This is a genomic window from Flagellimonas oceanensis (genome assembly GCF_003992595.1).
Taxonomy (GTDB): domain Bacteria; phylum Bacteroidota; class Bacteroidia; order Flavobacteriales; family Flavobacteriaceae; genus Flagellimonas; species Flagellimonas oceanensis.
On sequence record NZ_RZNA01000018.1, the window covers coordinates 113,000 to 134,973 of the forward strand.

The 21,974-nt window shown below is 44.2% G+C and carries 24 protein-coding genes; all 24 read left to right on the forward strand.

The annotated features are described in order from the left end of the window. Nucleotides 1-36 precede the first annotated feature (36 nt). On the forward strand, nt 37-2,025 hold the full coding sequence (locus EO132_RS05835) for a heavy metal translocating P-type ATPase (protein WP_051947305.1): 1,989 nt from the start codon (nt 37-39) through the stop codon (nt 2,023-2,025). A gap of 39 nt (nt 2,026-2,064) precedes the next feature. Then, nucleotides 2,065-2,499 carry a Fur family transcriptional regulator gene (locus tag EO132_RS05840; RefSeq protein WP_036383475.1) on the forward strand — a complete coding sequence of 145 codons (435 nt, stop codon included), beginning with the start codon at nt 2,065-2,067 and terminating at the stop codon, nt 2,497-2,499. Nucleotides 2,500-2,586: 87 nt separating this feature from the next. After that, nucleotides 2,587-3,990, forward strand: coding sequence for a dihydrolipoyl dehydrogenase (gene lpdA, locus EO132_RS05845; protein WP_036383477.1), 1,404 nt, complete (start codon nt 2,587-2,589; stop codon nt 3,988-3,990). Nucleotides 3,991-4,009: 19 nt separating this feature from the next. After that, on the forward strand, nt 4,010-4,219 hold the full coding sequence (locus EO132_RS05850) for a hypothetical protein (RefSeq protein WP_036383480.1): 210 nt from the start codon (nt 4,010-4,012) through the stop codon (nt 4,217-4,219). Nucleotides 4,220-4,262: 43 nt separating this feature from the next. Beyond that, on the forward strand, nt 4,263-5,063 hold the full coding sequence (locus EO132_RS05855; protein WP_036383482.1) for a cation efflux transmembrane domain-containing protein: 801 nt from the start codon (nt 4,263-4,265) through the stop codon (nt 5,061-5,063). 36 nt (nt 5,064-5,099) lie between these two features. Further along, nucleotides 5,100-6,011 carry a cation diffusion facilitator family transporter gene (locus EO132_RS05860; RefSeq protein ID WP_081894367.1) on the forward strand — a complete coding sequence of 304 codons (912 nt, stop codon included), beginning with the start codon at nt 5,100-5,102 and terminating at the stop codon, nt 6,009-6,011. After that, the gene (locus EO132_RS05865) at nt 6,008-7,006 is read left to right on the forward strand and encodes a sodium:calcium antiporter (RefSeq protein WP_036383486.1); all 999 of its coding nucleotides are present in this window, start codon (nt 6,008-6,010) and stop codon (nt 7,004-7,006) included. Before EO132_RS05860 ends, EO132_RS05865 begins: the two co-directional genes overlap by 4 nt. Nucleotides 7,007-7,009: 3 nt before the next feature. Continuing rightward, entirely contained in the window at nt 7,010-7,183 is a 174-nt protein-coding gene (locus EO132_RS19175; protein ID WP_164732281.1) for a hypothetical protein, read from the forward strand. A 14-nt stretch (nt 7,184-7,197) separates the two neighbouring features. After that, on the forward strand, nt 7,198-7,374 hold the full coding sequence (locus EO132_RS19180; RefSeq protein WP_162987829.1) for a hypothetical protein: 177 nt from the start codon (nt 7,198-7,200) through the stop codon (nt 7,372-7,374). Between the two features lie 275 nt (nt 7,375-7,649). Continuing rightward, nucleotides 7,650-8,492 carry a universal stress protein gene (locus tag EO132_RS05870; RefSeq protein ID WP_036383490.1) on the forward strand — a complete coding sequence of 281 codons (843 nt, stop codon included), beginning with the start codon at nt 7,650-7,652 and terminating at the stop codon, nt 8,490-8,492. A 365-nt stretch (nt 8,493-8,857) separates the two neighbouring features. Next, nucleotides 8,858-9,928, forward strand: a complete 1,071-nt coding sequence (locus EO132_RS05875) for a di-heme oxidoredictase family protein (RefSeq protein ID WP_051947306.1) — start codon at nt 8,858-8,860, stop codon at nt 9,926-9,928. Continuing rightward, a complete protein-coding gene (locus EO132_RS05880; protein ID WP_036383492.1) occupies nt 9,929-10,369 on the forward strand; it encodes a QcrA and Rieske domain-containing protein in 441 nt (146 codons plus the stop codon). After that, the gene (locus tag EO132_RS05885; protein WP_225604827.1) at nt 10,359-11,573 is read left to right on the forward strand and encodes a hypothetical protein; all 1,215 of its coding nucleotides are present in this window, start codon (nt 10,359-10,361) and stop codon (nt 11,571-11,573) included. The genes EO132_RS05880 and EO132_RS05885 overlap by 11 nt, the downstream gene beginning before the upstream one ends. Before the next feature lie 207 nt (nt 11,574-11,780). Continuing rightward, entirely contained in the window at nt 11,781-11,939 is a 159-nt protein-coding gene (locus EO132_RS05890) for an ArsR/SmtB family transcription factor (protein ID WP_203583825.1), read from the forward strand. Further along, nucleotides 11,926-13,407 (forward strand): efflux RND transporter periplasmic adaptor subunit, encoded by a 1,482-nt coding sequence (locus EO132_RS05895; RefSeq protein WP_127137020.1) that lies wholly within the window; start codon nt 11,926-11,928, stop codon nt 13,405-13,407. Before EO132_RS05890 ends, EO132_RS05895 begins: the two co-directional genes overlap by 14 nt. 25 nt (nt 13,408-13,432) lie before the next feature. After that, nucleotides 13,433-15,889 (forward strand): multicopper oxidase domain-containing protein, encoded by a 2,457-nt coding sequence (locus tag EO132_RS05900; RefSeq protein WP_127137032.1) that lies wholly within the window; start codon nt 13,433-13,435, stop codon nt 15,887-15,889. Next, nucleotides 15,890-17,197 (forward strand): APC family permease, encoded by a 1,308-nt coding sequence (locus tag EO132_RS05905; RefSeq protein WP_036385867.1) that lies wholly within the window; start codon nt 15,890-15,892, stop codon nt 17,195-17,197. It begins immediately after the preceding gene. Nucleotides 17,198-17,328: 131 nt separating this feature from the next. After that, nucleotides 17,329-17,958 (forward strand): DUF3347 domain-containing protein, encoded by a 630-nt coding sequence (locus EO132_RS05910; RefSeq protein WP_127137021.1) that lies wholly within the window; start codon nt 17,329-17,331, stop codon nt 17,956-17,958. Further along, nucleotides 17,959-18,417 (forward strand): heme-binding domain-containing protein, encoded by a 459-nt coding sequence (locus EO132_RS05915; RefSeq protein WP_036385864.1) that lies wholly within the window; start codon nt 17,959-17,961, stop codon nt 18,415-18,417. Nucleotides 18,418-18,757: 340 nt separating this feature from the next. Next, complete coding sequence (locus EO132_RS05920; RefSeq protein ID WP_067035948.1) at nt 18,758-19,255, forward strand: YybH family protein; 498 nt, start codon at nt 18,758-18,760, stop codon at nt 19,253-19,255. Then, entirely contained in the window at nt 19,255-19,956 is a 702-nt protein-coding gene (locus EO132_RS05925) for a PepSY domain-containing protein (protein ID WP_067035945.1), read from the forward strand. Before EO132_RS05920 ends, EO132_RS05925 begins: the two co-directional genes overlap by 1 nt. Nucleotides 19,957-20,259: 303 nt before the next feature. Next, nucleotides 20,260-20,817 (forward strand): helix-turn-helix domain-containing protein, encoded by a 558-nt coding sequence (locus EO132_RS05930; protein ID WP_313790835.1) that lies wholly within the window; start codon nt 20,260-20,262, stop codon nt 20,815-20,817. Nucleotides 20,818-21,021: 204 nt separating this feature from the next. Beyond that, on the forward strand, nt 21,022-21,246 hold the full coding sequence (locus EO132_RS19185) for a heavy-metal-associated domain-containing protein (protein WP_161594393.1): 225 nt from the start codon (nt 21,022-21,024) through the stop codon (nt 21,244-21,246). A 336-nt stretch (nt 21,247-21,582) separates the two neighbouring features. Beyond that, nucleotides 21,583-21,921: a DUF305 domain-containing protein gene (locus EO132_RS19530; protein ID WP_235855789.1), complete on the forward strand. Its 339-nt coding sequence runs from the start codon at nt 21,583-21,585 to the stop codon at nt 21,919-21,921. Nucleotides 21,922-21,974 lie beyond the last annotated feature (53 nt).

Sequence of the window (21,974 nt, forward strand, 5' to 3'; positions counted from 1 at the left end):
TAAATCTTAATTAACGATAACAAAACCATTAATAATATGAAAGACAAGGAAAAACACAGCAAAGACGATGGCCACAACCACGACCACGGCGGCATCTTCGGCAAAAACACCGAACTCTATTTTGCTATTTTAAGCGGGGTCACACTAATTACGGGTTTCCTATTGGAGAAATTTACCGGGGTTTCAGAAAACATTCCTTTTTGGCTCTATATTGCGGCCTACTTTTTCGGTGGCTATTTTACCTTGAAGGAGGCCATCGTCAAGATTTCCAAGGGCGGATTTGAAATCGATTTCCTGATGCTGGTCGCAGCTGCAGGAGCCGCCTATTTGGGCGAATGGGCAGAAGGTGCCTTGTTGCTGTTCCTGTTTAGTTTGGGTCACGCACTGGAAAACTATGCAATGGGCAAGGCCAAGAAATCCATTGCAGCGTTAACAGACCTTGCGCCTAAAACCGCACTATTAAAGAAGGATGACGATACCGTTGAAGTCGGTATAGAAGAGTTACAGATAGGTGATACTATCGTGGTACGCCCCAACAGTAAAATATCTGCTGATGGTGTTATTGTAAAGGGCAATAGTAGTATAGACCAGTCACCCATTACCGGGGAAAGCGTTCCAGTGGACAAAACACCAATAGAAAATCCCGATAAGGAATATACAGCAAAAAGCGATATTCCCGACGAGAACCGTGTATTTTCAGGAACTATCAATGGCAACAATACCCTCGAAATAAAGGTGATTAAAGAGGCAAAAGATTCTACCCTCAACCGCTTGGTCACTATGGTTCAAGAGGCCCAGGACCAAAAATCGCCCACACAATTATTGACAGACAAGTTTGAGCGGTACTACGTGCCATCGGTAATCTTATTGGTCATAGTATTAAATTTTGCTTTTTTGGTCATCGATGAAACGTGGAATGAAAGCCTGTACCGTTCCCTGGCGGTACTTGTGGCAGCCAGTCCTTGTGCCCTGGCCATTTCTACGCCATCTGCTGTATTGAGTGGTGTGGCAAGAGCAGCACGAGGCGGGGTTTTGATAAAAGGCGGTCGCCCCTTGGAAGACTTAGGGGTACTTACCGCTCTCGCTTTTGACAAAACGGGAACACTTACCGAAGGAAAACCAAAGCTTACCGACGTCGAAAGTTTTGGCAGTATAGATAAAAAGGAACTGTTGGAAATCGCGATTGCGGTTGAGGAACTGAGTGACCATCCCCTGGCAAAGGCTGTTGTAAGGGATGGGATGGAGCGGCTTGGGAAGGACACCAAAATTCCCGATGCCGATGATTTGGAAGCCGTACAGGGCAAGGGCATAAAGGCAAACTATCAAGGGAATTCCATTTACATAGGCAACCTTGAGCTTTTTGAGGATATTGATAAAGGTGTTCCCAGCGATGTATCAGAAAAGGTAAGAGCGCTTGAAGGGGAAGGAAAGACCACGATGCTAATAAAAAGGGGCAATGAATTTATAGGGATGCTGGGGCTAATGGACACGCCACGGGAAAAAGCCAAGGAAACCCTTGCCCAACTAAAGGAAATAGGCATCAAGAAAATGATAATGCTTACCGGCGACAACCAGAAAGTAGCCGACGCTGTAGCCGAGGAAATCGGTTTGACCGAAGCTCGCGGAAGTCTGCTTCCCGAAGAAAAAGTGGAGGCCATCAAAAAACTTGCGGAACAGGAAAATAAACTGGCAATGATAGGTGATGGGGTCAATGATGCCCCTGCTATGGCAAACAGTACCGTTGGTATTGCAATGGGTGCGGCGGGAAGCGACGTGGCTTTAGAGACCGCAGATATAGCACTAATGGCAGACAAACTGGAAACCTTGCCTTTTGCCATCGGTTTGAGCAGAAAAGCGAAGGCGATAATCAAGCAAAACTTATGGGTTAGCTTGGGGGTTGTTGCCCTTTTAATTCCTGCGACCATAATGAGCTGGGCAAGTATCGGCATAGCCGTGGCGGTTCACGAAGGCTCTACGTTGGTAGTGGTGGTCAATGCATTGCGTTTGCTCGCCTATAAAAAATAAATCCAATAAAGGAGATTGCCTTTGAATCAAGATTAAAAAATGAACAAAACGGAAAAAATATTGTCAAGTCACGGTATTCGCCCTACTCAAATGAGGTCCAAGATATACAGGTATCTGAGAAGGAAGCAAAGTGCCGTGTCCTTTTCCGATTTAAAAAAGGTCTTTGCCGAAAAGAGCGAAACCAATAAGACAGCAAACAGAACGACCTTTTATCGCAACCTTAAGATTTTTGAGGAGAAGGGACTTATTCATCAGATTAATGATGGAACCGGAGTGGCAAAATTTGCAATTTCTGATGAAAACGTTAAAGGTAAATATGGTTCGGATTTACATCTGCATTTTCATTGTACCGAATGTAAGAAAACAATCTGTTTGCCAAATAAAATACCGGAAGAAAGTTTACCAAGTGATTATAAAATAAACGATGTCAACTTGGTATTAAAAGGGATATGCGTGAAATGTAAGGAAAAATAACAGGTGGGAGTTCCAGAACTTTGAACCCTTGCGCCCAAGAGGCAAGTTCAAGGTTCTTCCACCTTATTTAACCAAAAAAATACAATTATGGAAAAATATGATATAACAATTATTGGTTCCGGTCCAGGTGGCTACATGTGTGCCATACGTGCTGCACAACTGGGCTTTAAAGTGGCCATAATCGAAAGGTACAGTACCCTTGGCGGCACTTGCCTTAACGTGGGTTGTATCCCTTCAAAAGCCTGGCTGGAAGCATCGGAACATTACCACAAGCTCAAACACCAATTCGAGGATTTCGGCATTGATGTCAAGGAGGCGAATGTAGATATTGTAAAAATGAACCAAAGGGTTCAAGACGTCGTGGGGGAAATCATCAACGGGGTAGCCTACCTGATGAAAAAGAACAAGGTTACCGTTTATGAAGGCCACGGAAACATCAAGGACAAAAACACCATTGAAATTAAGGGCGAGGACAAAACACAAACCATAGAAACCGATAAAATGGTCATCGCCACCGGGTCAAAACCTGCATCCTTGCCCAACATAGAAATAGATAAAAAAAGGATTATTTCCTCTACGGAAGCGCTTGCCCTTAAAGAAATCCCCAAACACTTGATGGTCGTTGGAGGTGGTGTCATTGGGGTCGAGATAGGTTCGGTTTTCGCCAGGTTAGGTTCAAAGGTTTCCATCGTAGAGTATTTTGATGGGCTTATTTATACAATGGACAAATCCGTAGGGCATCAATTGTACAGGTCCCTAAGAAAACAAGATATCGAGTTCTATCTGGAACACAAGGTCACAAAAGCTGTGGCAGCAGATGATAAAGTAACCCTTACGGCACAGAACAGGAAAGACGACAAGGAAATGCAGTTGGAAGGCGACTATTGCCTGATGGCCATTGGGAGAAAACCTTTTACATCAGGCTTGGGCCTTGCAAACGTGGGAGTGGAAACCAACGAAAAAGGACAAATAAAAGTAGACGATAACCTGGAAACCAATGTAAAAGGGGTCTATGCCATTGGAGATGTAGTCCGAGGTGCGATGCTCGCCCATAAGGCCAGTGAAGAAGGTGTTTTTGTGGCCGAACGCATTGCGGGACAAAAGCCGCACATCAATTATTCCCTCATACCAAACATTGTCTATACACAGCCCGAAGTAGCCGGCGTGGGACTTACCGAAGAGGAACTTAAAGAAGCAGGAAGGGCTATAAAAACGGGCACGTTTCCCTTTAAGGCCAATGCACGGGCCAAGATAAGTATGGACACCGATGGCTTTATAAAAGTGATTGCAGACAAGGAAACCGATGAAATTTTGGGCGTTCATATGATAGGTCCGCGCATAGCCGATAGTTATACGGAAGCTGTCGTGGCGATGGAATTCAGGGCAGCGGCAGAGGATATTGCCAGAATGTCCCACGGACACCCCACATTTTCAGAAACCTTTAAGGAAGCCTGCTTGGCTGCTACCGAAGACAGGGCGTTGCATATATAAAATTATAAAAAAAACGAAGATGAAGAAAATTCAAAAACTAACCCAAGAAATCAACGAATTGACCCTAAGGATTGAACACGAATATCCCGAACTCTATCGGTATTTGGATGAGAACCCCATAACGATTCCCGTAGATGATGAAGCAAAACCGACCATTAAATCGTTCGCTGATTATTTGGAGAGCTTAAAATCGATTTTGGAAAAATATATGGAATCCCATAGTAAGTAAAGATTTAAAAGACCAAACGTAGAATTTAATACAGATTATTTAAATGTCCACTATAAACAAAAGCACTTTTAAGGTAAGTCAAATGGATTGCCCTTCAGAAGAACAGATGATACGGATGAAACTGGAGTCAAATCCTCAAATCAAATATCTGGACTTTGACATTCCGAATAGGAAATTAGATGTGTACCATCAAGGGAATGCCCAAGAAATAAACGTGGAATTGGGTGCATTAAAGTTGGGGGAAAAACTTTTGGGAACAGAAAAGGCGGAAGCACCTAATACTGAAGATGAGACCAAACAAAAGAAGATACTCTGGTGGGTCTTGTACATCAATTTTGGTTTTTTTGTTATCGAAATGACTACGGGTTGGATTTCTTCCTCGATGGGTCTAATTGCCGATTCACTGGATATGCTGGCCGATTCCATTGTATATGCATTGAGCCTTTTTGCCGTAGGCGGCGCTATTTCCAGAAAAAAGAAAGTGGCGAAATTCAGTGGCTATTTTCAGATGGCGTTGGCCCTGCTGGGATTTTCGGAAGTCGTGAGAAGGTTTTTGAGTAGTAGCGAAACCCCTTTGTTCCAATGGATGATTATCGTTTCCATTTTCGCCCTTATCGGCAACCTCGTTTCCCTATGGTTGATAAACAAGGCCAAAAGCAAGGAAGCGCATATGCAGGCAAGTGCCATCTTTACCTCAAACGACATTATTGTGAACGGCGGGGTAATACTGGCAGGGGTGCTGGTTTATTTTTTAGACAGTAAATGGCCCGATTTGGTCATAGGCGGTATTGTATTTGCCTTTGTGATGCGTGGGGCCATTAGAATTTTAAAATTGTCCAAATAACGTATTGGGAAGAAAAGAAATAGCAAAAGAAAGATTTTGGAAAGGAATCCAAATGCCATATCCCGAATAGGACTCAAAACTACCCTCGTAGGTATTTTGATCAGTGCATTATTGGCATTGATCAAAGGTTTGGGCGGGGTGTTCGGGCATTCTTATGCCCTTATTGCCGATGCGATCGAATCCGGGGCGGATGTGCTGACATCCGCACTATTATGGGCCGGGTTGAGATGGTCGTCAAGGCCACCGGATGAAAACCATCCCTACGGACACGGTAAGATAGAGGCCCTGGTGGCGGTGGGTATTGCCATAGCCCTAACCATTGCAGGTGGTATAATCATAAGGGACAGCATCGACCATATTCTGGTACCCCACAAAACTCCTGCACCCTTCACACTCTTCATACTGGTATTTGTTGTCCTCACGAAAGAGGCGTTGTATCGCTATGTCATGAAAACAGGTGATGAAATCAATAGTTCGGCCGTCAAGGCCGATGCATTTCACCATAGGAGTGATGCCATTACGTCGATAGCCGCTTTTATAGGGATTTCCATAGCATTGATCGGTGGCGAAGGGTTTGAGATAGCGGATGATTTCGCGGCACTCATTGCAGCGGGCATTATTCTGTTCAATGCCTATAAAATAGCTAGGTCATCGGTAAGGGAGTTGCTGGACGAAGCTGTGGAGCCCGAATTTCGAAATGAGGTTATCCGACTGGCCGAAGCCGTTCCTGAAGTGGTAAGGGTAGAGCGCTGCCATTCCCGAAAGATGGGAACGGCCTTTCATATCGATATGCATATTTGGATCGATGGGGAATTAACTGTGACCGAGGGCCATGATATTGCACACAAAGTAAAGGAGAGATTGTTCAGGTCATATTCCGAGATACTTGACGTGCACATCCATATCGAACCTAGCAAAGAGAGAAATGTTAAAATGACAGAATTATGAACATATGGCCATGGGTACTCGTTTTGGGCCTAGCGGCCTGGGCAGCACACTGGGGTGCGGATCGATTGTTGACTCCTTTAAAGTTGCTCCGCAAGCAATGGGGGCTTACCGCATCCGCTGGAGCCGCTTTTCTTGCCCTTGTAACGGCCAGTCCTGAAGTTGCCATCAATATAACCAGTGCGGCACGGGACGTTTCCGATATTGGCCTGGGCAACTTATTGGGTTCCAATATTATTTCCATTCCCTTGATGGTGACCATAGCTTATTTTGCTTCCAGGAAACAATTCAAGAACAACAAGGAACATCAAGAACATCTTGATAAAAACATTCTGGCGTTGAACAAACGTTCGGTTTCCGTACTGTCCCTTCCTTATCTGGGCATTATCGCCCTTGTGGCCATTTTAACTCTGCCAAAGCCCTGGCGTGGCCTGCAACCTGTGGACGGGTGGATTATGCTGGCGGCCTATGCTGCGTTCTTGACCCACGCAATCATAAAAGGCAAGGAAAAGGGCAAAAAAGTAGAATGGAACAAAAAACAGGTCTGGTTATCGATTGCCGGGGCCTTTGCGATAGCAGTTGGCGCTTTTTTCATAGTGAAGGCGACCGAAAATATTGTTTCTGCCCTAAATATTTCTGAAATCGTGGGAGGCCTTTTCATCACGGGCATAATGACCACGGCACCGGAAATATTCAAGACCTGGAGCGTGGTAAAAGGGGGCGAGGTGACAGCGGGCACCACCAGTGTTATTGCAGACAATGCCGTAACGATGACGGTGGCATTTTTTCCGCTGGCTTTGGTAACCACCCCCATTGAGGACTTTGAACTGTTCTGGGTCAACCTGGCCTTTGTCGGGCTTATGCCACTGCTTTACACACTATTTGTGCATCAAAGCAAGGAACTGCACGGTTTCTCTCGTTGGCAGATTTTTGTATTTGATGCGGCATATATAGTTTATTTACTGGTCATGGTTTTTTACGTGTTAAAACTTTTTTGATAGATGAAAGACGAACTTTTTAAAGATTGCTCGATGAGGCTCAATATGCTGGATGAAAACATCCACAAATTGGCCGTAAAGTATGCTAAAGAATACTATACGACAAACCAATGCTCCAAGGAGGAAGCCCTTGAACGCGGCATTGTAAAAGCAGAGATGGAAGGGCGAAAGCTCTAAAAAAAGTATACAATATGGACTGGACATTTGAAGATTTCAAAACAAAACTTGATGGCCTACAGCCGTCAGTTCGGAAGAAGGCCCTCAAAATTGCACAAGAATTGGTAAAGGAGAATGGGTATTCTCGTGAGAAGGCCATTACGGAGGGAATCAAACGTGCAGAAGAATGGTTTTATGACCTTAGGGGATAGCATTGGTGCGTTGATTTTAGTAAAGCACAGTATAATATGTCACGGGAAAGAAGAAAGCGGAGACTAGAGGAAAAAAAGGGGAATTCAATAAACAGGAAAGTAAGAACCAGAAAGGAGAAAGGGTATTGCTTGTTGGTTTTTGTGGCAATGTTCCTTGCGGTGCTGACAATTGCCTTTTTAGATGCCATTCTATATGGTTTTTACCTGCTTTTCAATTGAATAATTAAACCTAAAAAGAAAGATTAATGAAGTCAAATCAATAAAAACAAAATGATATGAAAGATAAAGGAATTTTAATACCCGTAGATTTCACACAGGTTTCAGAAAATGCGGTGAGCTACGCAATTGGGCTAGCACAAAAATTGAAATCAAAACTGGTTTTTGTCCACGCCTATTCAGTGGCATATCCATCCGGTACGCCCATCGGGATGGCAACTATGGCACACAATGTAACAGATACCACAGCATCACAAGAAAAACTCAATAAAGAAAAATTGGATAAGTTTCTAAGAGGCTTTCCTGAACTGGACAAGTTGGAATTTCAAGCAATTGTCGGTTTCGGGGCAACGGTCGATGTGATTTCTGGCCTGGCTAAGGAAATGAATACCAGTCTTGTCGTTATGGGTACCAAGGGCACGGCTTCGGGATTTGATGAAATTTTTATTGGAACCGTTACCGAAAAGGTGACACAAAAGGCGCCTTGTCCAGTACTGGCCGTACCTGAAGATGCCAGCTATACTGCATATAAGCGTATCGGGGTCGCAGTGGATACGGATAGTATGGATAATAGAATAGATTTTGAAATATTGTCCAGATTATTGCAAAACTATAATGCACAGTTGCACTTTGTACATATAGCGGACAAACAGGAAAGAGTGCCGGAGAAAGCATTTATTCGTGAAAGATTTGGCAAACTTCTTGTACCTAAGCAATGGTTCTTTACAGTTATCGAGGAAGACAAACCCGAAGAGGGTATCGATGAATTTTTGACTGAAACCCCAATAGACCTATTGGTTTTGCTTTACAGGGAACACGGATTTTTTGAGGCACTTTTCAAAAAGGGGCTAAGAAAAAAAATGCTGTATGCCTCCAAGGCCCCACTGCTGATAGTTAAGTAGCTTTTCTACCTATGTGATACTCTAGTAAATATTAGGTATAGCTTACTATGCGAAATTATCGTGCTCATTCTGGGCGCAGGTGGATTGGCTACCATGTGGGAAGCAGTCTTTGCGGATGTGGGCGTGGCGTTATTGGCGATTTTTAATGCGGTGCGGTTGCAGCGGATGAAGTGGGCATAAGCCCATAGTAAATATCGAAATATAAATTTTCATTCTGGCCAACCGACATTTCCCACAGTACGGGATTTTCATAATTAAATCAACAAACCCTTTAAGGTTTAACCACTTCTTTATTGAAGAATTTTACATCTATATTTAGACTTATCTAAAAATATATTTTATTTGGAATAAATATCATTATAGTAATGTCTAAAATCATTCATTTCTTTATTGGCCTGTCTTTAATCGCTCTATTTGGCTGTGAAAATTTGGGTCCGGAAGAACCTATGGAATTTGAGCTGTTGGACGGGCCATTGGACGGATTGTCCTTAAGCGAGCAACAACTGTTTTTAGCAGGGGATATAGCTTTTAACGATGATGTTTTCACGGTTGAAAAAGGTCTTGGCCCCTTGTTTGTTGGCACCAGCTGTGCAAGTTGCCATTCAGGGGATGGCAAGGGTCATCCTTTCAATCAACTAATCAGATTCGGTAACAATGACTTGAACTTACCCTCGATGTTATCCTTCGGTGATGGCAGGAACCAAATTCAAAATAAAGCCATACCGGGTTTTGAACCGGAGACCGTGCCTGAAGGCTTCCCATTTTCCATTTTGGTCGCTCCGGCGGTAACGGGATTGGGTTTGTTGGATGCTGTCCCTGACGCGAATATTTTGGCTCTCGCAGACCCTTCTGATGCAAATCAAGACGGTATTAGTGGAAGACCTCACTACAATATTCCTCCTGAATTCACCAAGATTCGGAATAATAGTGTTCCCCAGGGCAACAATTATATCTTCAGGTTTGGAAAGAAAGCGGGTAGTTATGATTTGTTGCACCAAAGCGTCAGCGCATATAACCAGGACATAGGGATTACATCTCTTTATGACCCCATTGACCCGTTCAGTGGACTTGAAGAGGATCTTGAAATTAGTACCCAAACCTTGAACGATGTCGTTTTCTACCTTAAAACCTTAAAAGCACCAATTCCCAGAAATCAAACAGACCCCGATGTCATTGCTGGAAAAGAACTCTTTGAATCGGTACAATGTGCTGTCTGTCACACACCCACGTTGACCACAGGATTTTCCCCAATTGAATCGTTATCCTTTAAGGAATTTCATCCCTACTCGGATTTGTTGTTACATGATGGAAGGGCTTCGAGTATTGAGGAGGCCATTGAATTGCACGGCGGTGAGGCCGATAATTCAAAAGCCCAGTATTTGTCCCTGACCCCAAAAGAAAAATCACAACTGATAAAATTCATTAATTCCCTATAAGTGCATAGAAAAGATTTTATTAAACAATTTGGATATCTGATAGCAGTCCTGCCAGCTTCCTCCGCTTTACTCGGTAGTTGCGCAGGCCTGTATTATGCATCCTTCGTTGAAGAAGGGGGAGTGCTACGAGTTTCAAAGGGGGAGTTTCAACAGGTGAAAGGGGGAAAGCAGATTGAACGTGATTTTGTGGTCATCCAGAGCGATTCCATGCGATACCCCATCGGAATATTCAAAACACAAAACAGTAATTATCTGGCCAGTTTGATGCAATGTACCCATAGGGGCTGTGAACTCAACATTGGCGGCGGCATATTCAACTGTCCATGTCATGGCAGTGAGTTCGACCGTTCAGGCAGGGTTTTAGAAGGGCCGGCCGAAGAAAACCTAAAATCATTTGAAACAACCGCCGATAATGAAAATATCTATGTGCATGGTTCGTAAAATATATGCAGCCCTTGCTTTAATGAACATTTACGTTTTAACCCTTAGCTCGCAAACTAGCGACAGGGACAGTATTAAGGAATCGATGAATATGGATGCGGTTTATGACCGTCCTTTTCTAACTTTCGATAAATTTCCAGTCAATCTGGGCGGTTATCTAGAGGCGAACTCAATCTACAGTATTGAGGACGGATTGTCCGAGGGGCTTTCTTTTCAGGCCCGAAGATTGACCCTTTTTGTCTCGGCTTCTATTTCAAAGCGCATTAAGTTTTTGACCGAATTGGAATTTGAAAACGGGACAGAGGAAATTGCCATTGAATTCGCCTCCATGGACATTGCTTTGCACCCCTTGTTGAACCTTAGGGGAGGCATCGTACTGAATCCAATAGGTTCCTTTAATCAAAATCACGACGGACCAAAATGGGAGTTTGTCGAGCGGCCAGATGTCAGCACCAATTTGTTGCCCGCCACTTTCTCCAATGCCGGATTTGGGATATATGGAAAGGCATATAAGGAAGCTTGGACCTTGGGCTATGAAGCATACCTCACCAATGGCTTTGATACAAGCATTATAGATAAAGAGGGAGAAAGAACATTTTTGGCTTCGGTCAAGGAGAATTCCTCGCGATTCGAGGAGAATTTTAGCGGAAATGCGCTCCTCAATGGAAAGTTGGCCATTAAGCATAGAAAATTAGGGGAATTGGGCATTTCTTATATGGGTGGGGCCTACAATAGGAAAGAAGTTGACGGGCTTCAGGTTGATACACAATCAGGGAGGGTAGATGTTCTTGCCCTGGATTTAAATACTGCCATTAAAAAAACGGGGACAAGGTTTATCGGTGAAATGGCCTACATATGGGTCGATGTTCCGGACACTTTTACCCAGCAGTTTGGTGATCGGCAAGTTGGTTTTTTTGTGGATATTGTCCAACCGGTACTAAAGACCGAAGTATTGGACTGGGAAAATGCCGTACTCAACCTGTCGCTCAGAACGGATTATGTGGACTACAACATTGGCAGGTTTGCCCAGACCAATACGAATGTTGGGGATGATTTATTCGCAATTACACCTGCAATAAGCTTTAGGCCCGCACCACAGACCGTTCTAAGGATCAACTACAGATACCAGTGGCAACAGGATATTCTCAACAATCCTGCCTCAAGAACGGCCACATGGTATTTTGGATTCAGCACCTATTTTTAATAAAATATTTTACATAGCTACTTTGATTTAATATCGGGTAGAATGTATTTAAGTAAAGTGTAATTTTGGAAGAGCAATGGTGGAGAATATTATTTTAGTATTTGCTTAAATAATTATATTTTTTTCAAAAACAATACTATGGCACTTGAATTAAGTTGAGCACGCGACGAGGCCGACCAAAAGCAGCTAATACGTTGTCGCGAAACCTTGGGAACAAACTCAGAGACAATTGTCGAAATCAGCAAAGTGCTAGCCCTGGCCGGTAACGAAACTCGGTTAAAGATACTTTTCTGGTTGAACGAGGAAGGTGAGCTTTGTCCCTGTGATTTTGCCGATATACTTGAAATGAGCGGTGGAAGCGGATGAACGATCGATCTATTCCCAATCTTCCCATATTCCCGGGAGGGTGGAACGGCTAATGGTGAATTTTACAGGGGAGTACATCAAGCAGGGGCAGATCATCGCCTATATTTATTCCCCTGACCTGGTCACTGCACAAGAGGAACTTTTTGAAGCAAGAAAGGTGGCGGACACCCAACCGCAGTTTTTTAATGCCGCCAAGGAAAAATTAAAAAACTGGAAGCTTTCCGACAACCAAATCGCACAGATACTTCAATCCGGGACCGTTAAGGAGGAATTGCCGATACATGCCGATGTTTCAGGCTACGTTACCGAAAAAATGGTAAACCTTGGCGACTATGTCAACAAGGGCAAGGCATTATATCAAATTGCCAACCTGAACAGCGTTTGGGTATTGTTCGATATTTATGAGTCCGACATGCCCTGGGTAAGGAAAGGCGACGAAGTGGTCTTTACCATACCCTCCCTCCCGGGCGAAAATTTTAAAGGCAGGATTTCCTATATCGACCCGGTGATCAATCCCATGACTAGGGTTGCCAAGGCCAGAATCGAGATCGGGAACACCGGTTTAAGGTTAAAGCCGGAAATGTTCGCTTCCGGAACCGTGAAAGCAAAACAGCCCATTGCATCAGAAGCGATAACCATTCCTAAGTCGGCAGTGATGTGGACCGGGGAACGTTCTGTGGTATACATCAAGAATACCACGTCCAATGGGGTGAATTTTGTGTTGCGCGATGTCACCTTGGGACCATCGTTGGGAAATGGTTTCATTGTCAAGGAGGGTCTGCAAGAAGGGGATGAGATCGCGGTAAATGGGACCTTTAGTATCGACGCGGCGGCCCAATTGGCCGGGAAACCGAGCATGATGAATCCTGAAGGTGGGCCCGCCATGACGGGACATAACCACGGAGGAATGAAGATGGGGGATGACAAGGGTACAGGCGGTAGCGATCATTCGGATATGGATATGGGCGATGTCAAACAGGAAAGTAAAACGGACCATTCCGACATGGACCAGCGAATAGCGGCGACAGGGATATTTCAGAACCAATTGAAACAGGTGTTGAGCGCCTACTTGGAGTTAAAGGATGCGCTTGTCAATGATAATGCCGCCAAGTCCAATGCCGCTGCAAAAAAAGTGTTGTCGGCCTTGGAACATGTGGATATGAAACAATTGACGGACAAAAAGGCGCACGACCATTGGATGACGATCTCGAAGGAAATCTCCAATTCGGCGAATTCCATTTCAAAGAAATCGGATATCAAGGCGCAACGCGATCATTTTAAACATCTGTCCGCCCATCTATCCAAAGGTGTCAAGCTTTTTGGGGTCGATCAAAAGATATACGAACAATTTTGCCCGATGGCCGATAACAACAAAGGTGCCTATTGGTTGAGTACGACCAAAGAGATCAAAAACCCCTATTTCGGTGAGGCTATGTTGACCTGTGGTGAAATCACCGATGAAATGTAATTGAACAAATGTAAATGAATGAATGATGAAAATATTGAAATCTAAAATCTTGTTTTTTGTCCTAACTGCCTTGACGACCCATGTTTTTGGGCAAGTGGGGACAAATGGTGAGGACAGAAAAGAGGAAGGTAGACCCGTTCGGGAATACAATCTTGTACTGGAACAGAACAAATTGACCCTCGGTGGGGTCACTGCCGATGCAATGACCATCAATGGGAGTATTCCGGGACCGGTCTTGGAATTCAACGAGGGTGACCTCGCCCTGATCAACGTGACCAATAAGATGGATGTGGAAACCTCCGTACACTGGCATGGATTGATCTTGCCCAATTTTTATGACGGGGTTCCCTATTTGACCACACCGCCCATAGAACCTGGCACAACTTTCCAATATCGGATTCCGATCAACCAATCAGGTACCTATTGGTACCATTCCCACACCATGCTGCAAGAGCAAAAGGGGGTGTATGGCTCGATACTGATCCATCCCAAGGAAAAGACGTTGGACTACGATAAGGATTTGGTCGTGGTGCTCTCCGATTGGACGAACGAAAAGGCCATGAACGTGCTCCGAAACCTTAAACGGGGAAACGAGTGGTACCAGGTCAAAAAAGGGACCGCGGTGCCCTTGAGCAGGGTCATCAAGGAAGGTGCACTAGGTGCACAACTCAAATTTTGGCGAGATCGTATGGAAGGAGCGGATATTGCGGATATCTACTACCCCGCATTTTTGACCAATGGGAAAACATTGGCCGAATACCCTGATTTCAAACCAGGGGAAAAAGTGCGGCTCCGGTTCGTCAATGCCTCTGCCTCCACCTATTATTGGATGGATTTCGGTGGCGGTAACCCCATGGTGGTTTCCGGGGATGGTGTCGATGTGGAGCCTGTTTCCAAAAGTCGTTTTCTTTTTGGCATTGCCGAGACCTATGATGTCATCGTGACCGTTCCTGAAGGCACTTTGGAGGTAACGGCCACGGCACAGGACGGCTCCGGGCATACCTCGTTGCATTTAGGGCAGGGAACGCTTTTTCCCGCAACGACCATCGATAGGCCCGACAAAGTGGCGATGATGAAACAAATGGCCCAAATGGACATGAAAATGGGAGCTCCGGCAATGGCCGGCAACAAGAAGAAAAATACACCCGAATATTTGATGCAAAAGTATGGGATGCAGATGGACATGAAGGATGGCAGCATGGATATGGGTATGCACAATGGGATGTCGATGGATAAGACCGAAATGAGCGGTCAAAAGGATAAACCCATTGCGAAGATGGATGATAAAAGGCCTATGAATGCGAATGAAGATCATAGGCACATGGAGATGGATAAAAAGATGGGGGATATGGCAGGAATGGAAAAGGATTCAACGTCAATGAAATCCACCGGACATAAGGACAAGATGGAAAACCCTATGGTTCAGACTATGCCAATGATGCAGAAAGACACTTCAGCTTTTGATTACGATACCCGTAAAACGTATTTCAACTATGACTTCTTAAAAGCAAAGGAAAGTACTACCTATAATGCCGATCTGCCCGTCAATGACATTCTGTTGAACCTGACGGGAAATATGCAACGGTATATCTGGAGTATGAACGGTGTGCCACTTTCAGAAACCGATAAGATCAAGATCAAAGGTGGGGAAGTAACCCGGATCACCCTCAACAACCTGACCATGATGCACCATCCGATGCACCTCCATGGGCATTATTTCAGGGTCATCAATGAGAATGGTGAAAAGTCACCCTTGAAACATACGGTCAATGTGCCGCCCATGCAGAAAGTGGTCATCGAATTTTATAATGAAGAGTACGGGGATTGGTTTTTCCACTGTCATATCCTCTACCACATGATGGGGGGCATGGCCAGGGTTTTCAGTTATGATACCCCAAGGGATCTGAGGATGAAGGATTTTCCTGTTCAAAAGTTGGTAGATGAAACTGACCATTATTATGCTTGGGGTGCTGCCAGATTGGGTTCCAATTTTAATGAACTCTTCCTTGTTTCAAGTAATATCAGGAATGAATTTGGGGTACGGGCAGAATTTGACTACGACCAAAATGCCGAGGTGGAAGTCAATTATAACAGGTATCTCAATGACTGGGTACGGGTCTATGCAGGGGTGAACACGGAAACCTCCATCCCTGATTCCTATGACCGTTTCAATACAGTGGGACTGATAGGGGTCAAGTATTTTACCCCATACCGCTTTAATATGGATGTGAGTATGGACCACCAGCTGCGTCCAAGAATAAGGTTGGATAGGGAACTATTGCTTTTTCCCAGGATTTTCCTCGAGGGGGAATATGAATTTCGGGCCGATTTTGGATGGGTCAACGATTTGGGGAATTCATCCTATGAAAGTGAGACCCAATGGCTGGTAGGGGCCTCCTATATCCTTTCACGTAATTTTTCAATCCAGGCCAATTACAACAACCGATATGGTTGGGGCGGAGGCCTGCTAGCCCGTTTTTAAATGGCAGAATACAAAAAAAATAGCCTGAGTCTGACCAATACCATTGCTTTGGGAACCGGTGTGATGATCGGTGCGGGAATTTTTGCGCTCTTGGGTCAGGTTGCCGAACTCTCCGGCCAATGGTTTCCCTTTGCTTTTTTAATCGGGGCAGTCATCTCAGGTTTCAGTTCCTACACCTATGTCAAAATGTCCAATACCTACCCCTCTGCCGGGGGCATTGGCATGTACCTCAAAAAGGTTTACGGTAAAACGGCCTGGACCGCTACCGGTGCACTGCTGATGGCCCTTTCCATGGTCATCAATGAGAGTTTGGTGGCCCGGACGTTCGGGACCTACGTATTGGAGCTTTTTGATGTGGAGTCGAAAGGATTCTGGCCCCCGATCCTTGGGGTATTGTTGTTGATCACAGCCTTTATTGTCAATGTGATGGGAAACAAAGCTATCGGGGGATCGTCCTTGGTCATGGCCATACTAAAAATCGGCGGGATAGCGGTTTTTGCCATTGGTGGCCTTTGGGCAGCTGGATTTACCTTTGATCAGGTCGTTCCTTCCCAGTCCTTGACCGAGCATTCCCTGGTGGATTATTTGGGGGCATTGGCACTGTCGATATTGGCCTATAAGGGTTTTACCACCATTACCAATAGTGGGGATGAGATCGTCGATCCCAAACGTAACGTGGGACGGGCCATTGTCATTTCTTTGGTGATATGTACCCTGGTCTATCTCATGGTGGCATTTGCGGTCTCTTCCAATCTTTCCATCCAGGAAATCATTGCGGCCAAGGACTATTCGCTGGCCGAGGCATCCAGACCCGCTTTTGGAAAATATGGGGTCTGGTTCACCGTTGGTCTGGCGATCATATCCACCGTTTCCGGGGTCGTTGCCAGCATTTTTGCCGTTTCCCGGATGACCACCATGCTCACTGAAAAGGAATTGATACCACATCGACATTTTGGGATTCCCGGGGACATACAGAAACATATGTTGGTGTATACCGTGGTGATTGCCATAGGGCTCACCATGTTGTTCGATCTGAGCCGGATCGCTGCATTGGGGGCCATCTTTTATTTGATCATGGATATCGGGATCCATTGGGGGGTCCTAAACAATCTACGAAAGGAAATCGGTGCAAATCCCATTATCCTCATTACGGCCCTTGTGCTGGATGTACTGGTGTTGGGCGCCTTTATTTGGTCAAAGGCCGGTAGTGATCTTTTGGTGGTCATTGTTGCCCTGGTATTGATGGTGCTTATTTTTTTCGGGGAACGATTGTTTTTGGGGAAAAAGCGTACGGTCGAGGAAGAATAAGGGCTGAGTGCCTGCGTGGGAGAAATGGAAAATTAGATGAAAAAATTAAAATAGTAACAATAATAGGGGATAATACAAAAATGCTTACCCCGGGCAATCAAAACGAGGAATTAATCTTAAAATCAATTACAATGAAAAGAACAACAGTTACATTAAGTACAATTGCCATTGCGCTTTTGACCATTACCGTGATTTCCTGTAAGGACGGTAAGAAGGAAACAAATGACAAGGAAGGAGCCCATATGGAGATGGGAACGGAAGAGGGCCATCACCATGAGAGCTCTGCGGGGGAAATGGACCACGGGACCATGGACCATGATATGGGTTCGTCCGATGCACAGGGCACATCTGTGATCGATAGCTACCTCCAACTGAAGGATGCCCTGGTGGCGGACAATAAGGATGAAGCGGCCAAATCGGGCCAAGCCTTGGCCAGTGCCTTGGGCAGCTTTGATATCAGCGTATACGATGAACAGCAACAGAAGGAGCTGTCCGATATCATTGAAGTGGCCAAGGAACATGGGGAGCATATCGCCAAAAGTGATATCGGTCACCAACGGGAACACTTTGAGGGACTGGGCAAGGATATGGTCGATTTTATTGCCATAACCGGGACTTCCAAAACCTTGTACCAACAATTCTGCCCCATGTACAACAACAACCAAGGAGGAACGTGGCTCAGCGCAAGTAGCGAAATCCAGAATCCATTTTTTGGAAGTAAGATGTTGACCTGTGGTAAGGTGCAAAAGGAAATCAATTAAATGAAAGTACTGAAAATCATAGTATTGGTAGTGCTGTTGGGATTTGTGGGCATCCAGTTTGTGCCCACAGATCCCAACTTGAGCGATGTGGTTCCCGATACGGACTTCATGTCGGTGAACCAGGTTGCCAAGGATATCGAACACGATTTGCGGGTATCTTGCTATGATTGCCACAGTAACAACACCCAATACCCGTGGTACAATAAGGTCCAACCCATCGCCTGGTTTTTGGAAGAACACATAAAAGAGGGAAAGGAAGAACTCAATTTCAATGAATGGGGCGACTATTCGGATCGAAGAAAAAGGAGCAAACTAAAGTCCATCGCAAGTCAGATCGAAGACGATAAGATGCCCCTATCTTCCTATACCCTGATCCATAAGGATGCAAAATTATCGGTGGAAGAGAAAGAACGGATATTGACCTTGGTAAATGATCTAATGGAAGAATTGGATAATTGAAAATGACATGGAAATTACCCTAAAACCGGGACAAACGATATTGCTATTGTTGTTGGTCATGTCCGGTTACTATGAATGAGGAAATAAAGTCCTGAAAGGGAAGGGAACACCCAAAGTTGATTGGTTGGTGAGTTAGTTAGTTAATCGTTCCCTTCCCTTGTCAGGCACTAATGGAAAAAAAGGATGAAAGATTGTTGTCGTGACAATGGACCTGTGCAGCCGAAAAAGGCCATTTTAAAAAAATGGTTGGCCCATATCCTATATGGGATCGTCATTTCGATTGTCCTGGGAGCCTTTATCATACAATATATACTAACCTAAACAATGTTAAAACAAACCAATGAAACGTATTACTTTACAGATTTTTCTAATGGCCGTATTTCTCACAGGGACAAGCTTTGGCCAAACAAACCCTAACAAGGAAAACCTAGACCAGGACAGGGCCGCTGTGCTGCGGATAATGGAAAGCTACAAGGAGGCCCTGCAAAATTTGACCACGGAAGGCACCTTGGAGCTTTTTGCGAAAGATTCCGAAGTTTTTGAATCCGGGGGCGTGGAAGGCACCTATCAACATTATCTCGACCATCATATAGGTCCAGAACTTGGACATTTCAACAGTTTTAGGTTTTCGGATTATACCATTGAAGTGAAGGTGGAGCTACCCTTTGCCTTTACTACGGAAAGCTATGTCTATACCATTGGCCTAAAATCGGAAAATGGAGGTGAGGCCAAAACAATCAGCAGAAAAGGGGTTGCCACTGCCATCCTTAAAAAAACGGATGGGGAATGGAAAATTGTAAAGATGCATAACTCCTCACGGAACAACGGGAAGAACTAATGGTCGGAAGAAAAACATCGATGAAGGTCAGAAAGATACATAGATATCTTGGCCTATTTATTGGGATCCAGTTCCTAATGTGGACCATCAGTGGACTATATTTTAGTTGGACGGACATTGACGAGATCCATGGAGATCAATTCATCAAGGAGCATCCGGACCAGTCAGAATTTGGGAATTTAATTGCTCCCAATGGACACGGGAACGTTAAAATCAAATCTTTGGAAATGAGAAATATAGGGGGAAGTCCCTATTATTGGATCAATGGTGGGGTTTTGATGGATGCACAAACGGGGGAGATCAAAAAGGGTATCGATGAACAACAGGCCTTGGCCGTTGCTTCACAGTATATGTTGCCCGAACTTAAGGTCAAAAGTGTCGAAAGACTCACCCAAACAGGTGGGCAGCACGAGTATCGTGGACGTCCATTACCGGCCTATGTGATCACCTATGAAACGGATGAAAACCTTAAAGCGTATGTCTCAGAGACCGATGGGTCGTTTCAACGTGTAAGGTATCGGTCCTGGAGATGGTTCGATTTTTTGTGGATGACCCATACCATGGACTATGAGGGACGGGACGATTTTAACACCATGGTTTTACGGATTTTTTCCCTGATGGGATTGATTACCGTTTTGAGCGGATTCTTGTTGTGGTATGTCAGCTCACCAACGATCAGAAAATTATGGAAAAGGCGATAGTTCAAACACATTGACATACTTATTTGGCAAAGGACTCCTGTTAGGAGCAAATAGTTGACTATTGTGCCAGTTGAACCATTTTGGGAAAAATGAGCGAACTTAGGAGGCAAAGGCGAAAGAAAAAAAGGGGTCTGGCGAAAAAGAAACGGGATCCGGCCAAGAATAGAAAGGAAAAAAGAAAGAAAATCCTTGGCATATTGGCCTTGATATTGATCGTTATATTGGCAGTGGTCGTCATTTTTTTGAAGGCCCTGTGGAAATTCACTGCATGATATGGAAGTTGGGTCCAGTAAATCGAAAGATGTGTTGTACATCAAAAACATGGTCTGTCCGAGATGCATCATGGCCGTCAAAGGTATTTTGGACGATGAGGGCATTCCCTATATGAATGTGTCGTTGGGTGAAATAACCCTCAATGGGAAAATCACGCCTGAAAAACGGGAAGGTCTCAACGAACGACTTGAGAAAATTGGATTTACGATCATCAACGATCGTAAAGGTCAGTTGATAGAACAGATCAAAAACCTAGTGATTGAGGCGATACACTACACCGGACCCATGGAAAAGGTCAAATGGCCCGAATACCTTTCCGATGGATTGCATCTTGACTATAAGTATCTTAGTTCGCTGTTTTCCGCGGTGGAAAGCATTACCTTGGAGCAATATATCATCAACCAAAAGATTGAAAAGATCAAAGAGTTTCTTGTTTATGACGAATTGGGCTTAAAGGAAATAGCGTTTCAATTGGACTATAGCAGCGTTGCCTATTTAAGCAACCAATTTAAAAAAGTTACTGGAATGACACCTACACAATTTAAGAAAAGTGCCATACAAAATAGAATATCGCTTGATGATATTTAACCTCTACCATTAAGGGCGCAATACCTTTCCAAGGAACCAGCCTCCTAAACGCTATTTAAAAAACACCTTTCTTCGCAAATGGGTCAAGGTTTGTTTTTTTTCAAACAACGCCCTTATACAGAAAGTGTTACTTTTCCCATACGTGTTGGAACCAACATTGTTGATTCTAGGTGTAAAATTGTTAAAATAAAAAATGATCACAACATGAAAAGAAGATACCAAATAGAAGGAATGACTTGTGATGGCTGTAGGGGGCACGTTGAAGAAGCTCTTTTCAATGTGGCCGGTGTAGCCGATGTAGCGGTCGATCTAAAAAACGCAGAAGCTACAGTGGAGTCGCAATTTGAGGTCCCCCTTGAAAAGCTACAAAAGGCATTGGAAAATAAGGGGGGTCAATATAAAATACAAGCGATGAACAAAGCCAATTGAACCGATATACGATAACTGGAACAGGTAAATTGTCAGGCCTACAATTGGAATGGAACAATTCAATACTCGAAAGTCAAGGAATAATCACAATAACCAGATAAAATTTGCACAATGGAAGATAGTCAAAGGAAATCCAATAATTATTTAAAGTTTTTTGCGATGATTGGTACTTCAATGGTCGCCATGTTTTTTTTAATGTACACCCACTCATATCAAATCATTGATCATTTTTGGTATAGTGAGACTAGATTTTTCATGACTTTGATCATGGGGGGATCGATGATCATTATTATGCTACTATATATGCTACAGATGTATAAAGACCGACGCAAGAACATGTCAATATTAGCCTTGGGTGTTTTGTTGATTGCAGGTGGGATATGGCTGGTCAGGAGTCAGGTTACCGTTTCAGGAGTCGACTACATGGAAGGAATGATACCCCATCATTCCATTGCTATTTTGACCAGTGAACGTTCTCAAATAAAAGATGTCAGGGTACGGGAGCTTGCCAATGAAATTATCAAGGCACAACGCAGGGAGATAATGGAAATGCAGTGGTTGATAAACGACATCAAGGAAAATGGAATAGTGGAAACCGAAGCAGGAAAAGAAAAGCGGCCTATTCCTAAATTCGAGGGATCTCTTAGGGAAGAAACAAAGAATCTGGCCGAATGAGAGGCGATTATTTACTACCAATATTCTTGTTTTGCCCCAAGTTCACTACAATG

Bases quoted from the DNA above. Each gene is read 5' to 3' on its own strand.
- EO132_RS05835 (WP_051947305.1), top strand. From the start codon at position 37: ATGAAAGACAAGGAAAAACACAGCAAAGACGATGGCCACAACCACGAC.
- EO132_RS05840 (WP_036383475.1), top strand. From the start codon at position 2,065: ATGAACAAAACGGAAAAAATATTGTCAAGTCACGGTATTCGCCCTACT.
- lpdA (WP_036383477.1), top strand. From the start codon at position 2,587: ATGGAAAAATATGATATAACAATTATTGGTTCCGGTCCAGGTGGCTAC.
- EO132_RS05850 (WP_036383480.1), top strand. From the start codon at position 4,010: ATGAAGAAAATTCAAAAACTAACCCAAGAAATCAACGAATTGACCCTA.
- EO132_RS05855 (WP_036383482.1), top strand. From the start codon at position 4,263: ATGTCCACTATAAACAAAAGCACTTTTAAGGTAAGTCAAATGGATTGC.
- EO132_RS05865 (WP_036383486.1), top strand. From the start codon at position 6,008: ATGAACATATGGCCATGGGTACTCGTTTTGGGCCTAGCGGCCTGGGCA.
- EO132_RS19175 (WP_164732281.1), top strand. From the start codon at position 7,010: ATGAAAGACGAACTTTTTAAAGATTGCTCGATGAGGCTCAATATGCTG.
- EO132_RS19180 (WP_162987829.1), top strand. From the start codon at position 7,198: ATGGACTGGACATTTGAAGATTTCAAAACAAAACTTGATGGCCTACAG.
- EO132_RS05870 (WP_036383490.1), top strand. From the start codon at position 7,650: ATGAAAGATAAAGGAATTTTAATACCCGTAGATTTCACACAGGTTTCA.
- EO132_RS05875 (WP_051947306.1), top strand. From the start codon at position 8,858: ATGTCTAAAATCATTCATTTCTTTATTGGCCTGTCTTTAATCGCTCTA.
- EO132_RS05885 (WP_225604827.1), top strand. From the start codon at position 10,359: ATGGTTCGTAAAATATATGCAGCCCTTGCTTTAATGAACATTTACGTT.
- EO132_RS05900 (WP_127137032.1), top strand. From the start codon at position 13,433: ATGAAAATATTGAAATCTAAAATCTTGTTTTTTGTCCTAACTGCCTTG.
- EO132_RS05905 (WP_036385867.1), top strand. From the start codon at position 15,890: ATGGCAGAATACAAAAAAAATAGCCTGAGTCTGACCAATACCATTGCT.
- EO132_RS05910 (WP_127137021.1), top strand. From the start codon at position 17,329: ATGAAAAGAACAACAGTTACATTAAGTACAATTGCCATTGCGCTTTTG.
- EO132_RS05915 (WP_036385864.1), top strand. From the start codon at position 17,959: ATGAAAGTACTGAAAATCATAGTATTGGTAGTGCTGTTGGGATTTGTG.
- EO132_RS05920 (WP_067035948.1), top strand. From the start codon at position 18,758: ATGAAACGTATTACTTTACAGATTTTTCTAATGGCCGTATTTCTCACA.
- EO132_RS05925 (WP_067035945.1), top strand. From the start codon at position 19,255: ATGGTCGGAAGAAAAACATCGATGAAGGTCAGAAAGATACATAGATAT.
- EO132_RS19185 (WP_161594393.1), top strand. From the start codon at position 21,022: ATGAAAAGAAGATACCAAATAGAAGGAATGACTTGTGATGGCTGTAGG.
- EO132_RS19530 (WP_235855789.1), top strand. From the start codon at position 21,583: ATGTCAATATTAGCCTTGGGTGTTTTGTTGATTGCAGGTGGGATATGG.